4 protein-coding genes and 1 tRNA gene are annotated in these 5,058 nt (G+C 41.0%); 3 read left to right on the top strand and 2 right to left on the bottom strand.

What is annotated here, in order from left to right; all coding sequences use genetic code 11:
* The coding region (locus tag CXF78_RS09725) for a CorA family divalent cation transporter (protein WP_102036654.1) at nt 1–641 on the bottom strand (641 nt) is incomplete at its 3' end.
* A 450-nt stretch (nt 642–1,091) separates the two neighbouring features.
* Nucleotides 1,092–2,120 (bottom strand): nucleoid-associated protein YejK, encoded by a 1,029-nt coding sequence (yejK, locus tag CXF78_RS09720; RefSeq protein ID WP_011637945.1) that lies wholly within the window; start codon nt 2,118–2,120, stop codon nt 1,092–1,094.
* 183 nt (nt 2,121–2,303) lie between these two features.
* Here yejK and CXF78_RS09715 point away from each other — a divergent pair, with 183 nt between their 5' ends.
* From CXF78_RS09715 to CXF78_RS09705, 3 genes are all read left to right on the top strand, one after another.
* Nucleotides 2,304–2,516, top strand: a complete 213-nt coding sequence (locus CXF78_RS09715) for a YejL family protein (RefSeq protein WP_011637946.1) — start codon at nt 2,304–2,306, stop codon at nt 2,514–2,516.
* Between the two features lie 85 nt (nt 2,517–2,601).
* Nucleotides 2,602–4,392, top strand: coding sequence for a DUF3413 domain-containing protein (locus CXF78_RS09710; protein ID WP_102036653.1), 1,791 nt, complete (start codon nt 2,602–2,604; stop codon nt 4,390–4,392).
* Nucleotides 4,393–4,675: 283 nt separating this feature from the next.
* A tRNA-Pro gene (locus CXF78_RS09705) sits at nt 4,676–4,752 on the top strand.
* Nucleotides 4,753–5,058 lie beyond the last annotated feature (306 nt).

Raw genomic sequence — 5,058 nt, 5'->3', positions numbered from 1 at the left:
TCTTTTAAGTTTTCATCCGACAATCGGTCACGATAATAACGTTGCATATAACGTAATGAACGCTGAGTATCCAACAAACTTAATCGAATTTTACCGTTCGAATCTTCTTGTAAGGTAATCAGTTTAAAAACGCCATCAAGCTCTTCGTCATTAAATACTTGCTCGCCAACATTTTCTAAAATACTATAAATATCTTCAATTAAGTCAGATAGATAATCAACTTTCAAAGTAAAGAGCTCTAACAACAAGCCTTGTGGAGTGGTAATATCCAAGCGCCCTAAACGTAGGTAATTACGCAGTAAACGAATAAGGCCGACATCTTCTTCACGCATTGTTAGCAAAAAACGTTCTCGCAAGTTAAACGACACGTTCACTGCGCGTACATCTGAACTCACACGCTGAGGAAACAACGAGTTAATGTGTAACCCGTCTTGGTTTTGATAAAAACGCGCCGAAGCCTCAATTTCTTTAATATCTTCTTCGTCAGGAACTTCTTCAGCAGAGAATAGCCTCAACCATTGACGCTCTGCATCATCGGGTTTTAATAAATCTAACCACAAGGTTGATTCAGGGACTTTATCGCCCACATTCAATTCGGTGGTGATTAATTCTCTATTTTGATAGGCGTATGCAGTGATCATCGCTCCCCCAAAGTCCGTTAGGCTATTACAAGCATAACAAACAAAAACACTCAAAAAGTGGCGCTAGTTTACTCAACTACAAATGAATGAAAAGTAAAATATTCAACTGCGCCAAAAATCGTACCAGTTAGATAATTTGTTCGGTAATTTGCTAAATAAGCCATGAGCTAAGCCGTTAGATAAATCCAAACAAAAAGTTGCAAAGTTCACCGCCACTGACACGTTTACGCATCAGTATATTGATATAAAAAATCTGCGTAAGTTAATGTCACTTTGCACGCTATTGAACCCAAAAATCACACGCAATACTAGATCCTACAACATGTTAGCTCGCTTCACTTGCTAACTCACCAAAGCATAGCACGCGTTAAACCTAGACTCGCTATTATCTTCGCTCATAAAAAAGCGCCCAAATAGGACGCTGTTGTAACAATACCAATTAAGCTTACGTTATTCGCCTTTTAAGCGACGATCTAATTGGTCTTTCAAATTAGCTGGCACGCCTTTAATCAAAATAGTGTCAGATATCGGGTCATAAATAACCCGCTCACCTAAATGGCCGCCATCAAAGCTCAATGTCACCCCACCGCCGGTACCCGAGAACTTCTTCAAGCTGCGTAAACTGGCTTTATCAGCTGGAAACTCTTCATCTAACTCATAGCTGCCGCCACAAGCAAAATCGTAAAATGAATCCATACCAGAATCCGCTAACTCATCTGCTAAGTCTTTAACCTCAATCACTTCACCAGCGTCAGCGCGCTCAGAACAATATTCAAATACCTTGTTACGGCAATCTTGGCGTTCATCTTTGGTTAACTCACTGCCCGCGACAAAATCTTCAACCGCATGGATCAAGGTTTTGTTTTGCGCCTTAGTGTTCACCCCTTCGACACAACCCATAAAGTCTAAAAAGAAATCGGCAACTTTACGGCCAGCACGGCCACGAATAAACGAAATATACTTACGTGAGCTTTTATCTGCCTGCCACTCGGTTAAATCTATACGCGCCGCTAACTGAATATTATTTAAATCTAAATGGTTGTTTTGCGACAATTCCATGTCATCTAATACTGTCATCGACGACTTAGCGCTTAATAACGCCACAAATAAATAGTCGCTTGTCATGCTGGTGTAGCAAGACATCAACAAAAAACCGCCTTGGCTAAAATCGTACTTGGCCAGTTCTTGTTGCAACAGTTGGCTCGCTTGACCGCTAAACTCAACAAAACCTAAATCGCCTTTACGATAACCGGTCAGAGCATCAGAAAATTCACTGTTGGCTTCGCCATCATCGCCATGGGTTCCAAAAAAACCAAATCCCTTGCCCGCTTTACCCGAATAGGTTTGATGCAACTCTTCTAACATGGTTTCAACGGCGTGAGTATTCAACAACGGTTGCGGACGTAAACGACAACGCATTTGTCCCTGACTGTCTTGAGAAATTTCGTGAATAATTGCTTGCTCAATACTAATGCTCATAAGCCTTGTTAATCCTAGTCTGTCGCAGATGTTATTTTAAAAAAGAATGATATCAGACCAACCGTATAAATCGAACAAGGGTTTACAATATTCCTCACATACAGCGAATAAAACTTGAGGCGAGCGCCGGCTAAATCCGTTATTATGTGCAGCTAATTCATTATTTATTGAAGTTTTCTGACTATGGCAATTCAATCTAAATACACAAACACTCAAGTTGAAGCACTTATCAGCGAGCTGCTTGCAGTACTAGCTAAGCATCAAGCTCCTACCGATTTAAGCCTAATGGTATTGGGCAATTGCGTGACCCATTTACTCGACAAAAAAGTCCCAGGTGAATCACGTCAAAAAGTTGCCGAGCAATTTGCTAAAGCCTTAACACAGTCGGTTAAGTAATCGACTAAATAAAATTTATCACCAATGCTAACAATCAGTTACACTGAAAATAGTCTGTGATAATAACGTAGGAATACGAGTTAACATGATCGAGCGCAAAAAGCAGCAAATGACGCGTGATAAAGTGTCACGCTTAGTTAATTGGGGTCACTGGTTTGCCTTCTTTAATGGCATATTAGCGATGTTAATTGGCGCTCGATATATTGGCAGTGTCGGCTACCCAGAAACCATTATTGGTTGGGCATACCTGTCAATCAGCACCATTGGTCATTTTACCTTTTTGGCCTTTATCGGTTACTTAATTTTTATCTTCCCGATTACCTTATTATTACCTTACTCCAAAATTTTACGTGGTTTTGCTGCATTTATCGCCTCTCTTGGTTTATATGCCCTACTGTATGACACCATTATTTATGACGACTACGGTATCCATTTAAGTCCTTTTGCGTTCGACTTAGCCTGGCAAGATCTCAACGCGCTATTACACAGCACTTCATATATAGTGACACCTATCGTCATTGTGATTGTAGAGCTTACCGCAGCCAATTATCTGTGGAAACGCATCGACAAAATTCAGAAAAAACAATGGGGCAACAAAGTGGTGCTGTTTGTCGGTATCTGTTTTGTCAGCAGCCATTTATTTCATATTTGGGCCGACGCGACCAATATGACTGAAGTCACCCGTTTTGACGACGCCTATCCAGTGTCATACCCTGCGACAGCACGCTCGTTTATGGAAAATCACGGCATTGACAGCAGCATGCAGTCAACAGAGTCTCGCAACACTAAATCACGTAAGTTGAGCTATCCCATCAGTCCGATGCAATGTACTGCAGACAGCCAACCCAATGTCATGGTTATCAGCATAGACAGCCTACGAGCAGACATGGTCGACAGTGTCACCATGCCGTTCTTAAGCCAGTATCGTATTCAAAATCAGCACTTTATGAATCACTATAGTGGTGGTACAGACTTTGAAACTAGCATGTTTACCCTCATGTATGGCTTACAAGGCAACTACAGCGATCGCAAAGAGTTTGATAGCACCAGCCCAATATTAACCAACACTCTGTCACAACAAGGCTATCAATTAGCCATGTTTGCGCCTGAAAATGATCAATACGCTGCTAATAGCGCAATGTTCAGCGGTATAAACATTCATATCAGCGAAGGCGATAATGGCAGCGCAGATGCCGATATCAACACCATTAATGCGGTGAATGCTTGGCAGCCAAAACAAACACAACCGTGGTTTGCCTTAGTGAATCTTACCGCACCAAAAGATTACGACACCCCAGTCGGATTTTTAGGCGTACAAACCATCAAACCGCATATGGCATTAAAGCCTGCGCAAAAGGTGCTGTTTAATCAATATCGTCAATCACTTAACTTTATAGACCAACAACTGGCAAGCTTACTCAATAACGTTAGTGATGATACCATTGTGCTCATCACTGGCACTTACGGCCAGGTCTTTACCAGTAATACCAGCGACGCCCGCAGCGATTTATCGCCAGGTAATGTTAAAGTGCCGCTGATCATCCATTGGCCCGACAGCCATGGTAATAAAGTGAATTACCGCACCAGCCATTACGGCATAGCGCCAACCTTGCTAAGCCATGTGTTAGGCTGCACTAATCCAAGTACAGATTACAGTTCAGGCCGCAGCTTGTTAGAACCTAATAATGAAACCTGGGTTTACATAGGCGACAGCCGCCGCTTTGCCATTTACCAGAAAGCTGAAATAACAGTATTGGATAGTTTCGGTAAATACCGCATTTACGATTTAGACTATAAAAAACGTTTAGATAAGAAAATGAGCGCACCAGAATTGATCCAAGTAATGCGTGAAGGTCGTAGACTTTATAATCAATAAAATATTTTATAACGAATAAGATATTTAGTTTAAATATTGTAAACGAGCGAGCTTTTCATTAAGCGCTATCATGCATGCTTATGCATAGATAAGGTCGAGCGTTTTATTTAATGGATAGTTTATAATCAATCGATAACCGACTGATAACTAACTACTTGCGTAAACAAATCGCAATTGATACAGTAATTATCCACTTAGTAACCCCCCAAGGCTCTCAGTCATGCTAAGTGATTGGCATTTATGATGATATTTTCATTATATCTAAAGTCAAACGAAGTCATTTCGGTATGTAGCGCAGCCCGGTAGCGCACTGTCATGGGGTGTCAGGGGTCGGAGGTTCGAATCCTCTCATACCGACCAAATTAAAAATAAAAAATCCTTTACGCATCAAATGCTTACAGGATTTTTTGTATCTAAAAATCGCAAGAAATAAAATGGACTCCTATAAGGCAGCCCAACGGAGCGGATGTAGCGTGAGAGGACGCAAAGCCAGTTACTTAGTCGTTTCAAGCTTATATAAATATACCCGTTTTTAAGGGCTGCAAACACGCCATATATGGCGTTGAGGTATTTGGGGTTCGAGATATGTAAAACCGTTATTTTTCAAAACTAGATTTAAAAGTTATCGGTTAAGTGAGTTGTTTCTTTTACTTAACAGCTCAAGAG

Source organism: Shewanella sp. 11B5, from assembly GCF_002836795.1.
In the GTDB taxonomy this organism is placed as follows: Bacteria; Pseudomonadota; Gammaproteobacteria; order Enterobacterales; family Shewanellaceae; genus Shewanella; species Shewanella frigidimarina.
The sequence above is the reverse complement of the archived record's forward strand: the minus strand, read 5'-3'. Positions and strand labels throughout refer to the sequence as shown.

What these genes read in the sequence shown, in the direction of transcription:
- yejK (WP_011637945.1), bottom strand. Translation starts at nt 2,120, where the DNA reads ATGAGCATTAGTATTGAGCAAGCAATTATTCACGAAATTTCTCAAGAC.
- CXF78_RS09715 (WP_011637946.1), top strand. Translation starts at nt 2,304, where the DNA reads ATGGCAATTCAATCTAAATACACAAACACTCAAGTTGAAGCACTTATC.
- CXF78_RS09710 (WP_102036653.1), top strand. Translation starts at nt 2,602, where the DNA reads ATGATCGAGCGCAAAAAGCAGCAAATGACGCGTGATAAAGTGTCACGC.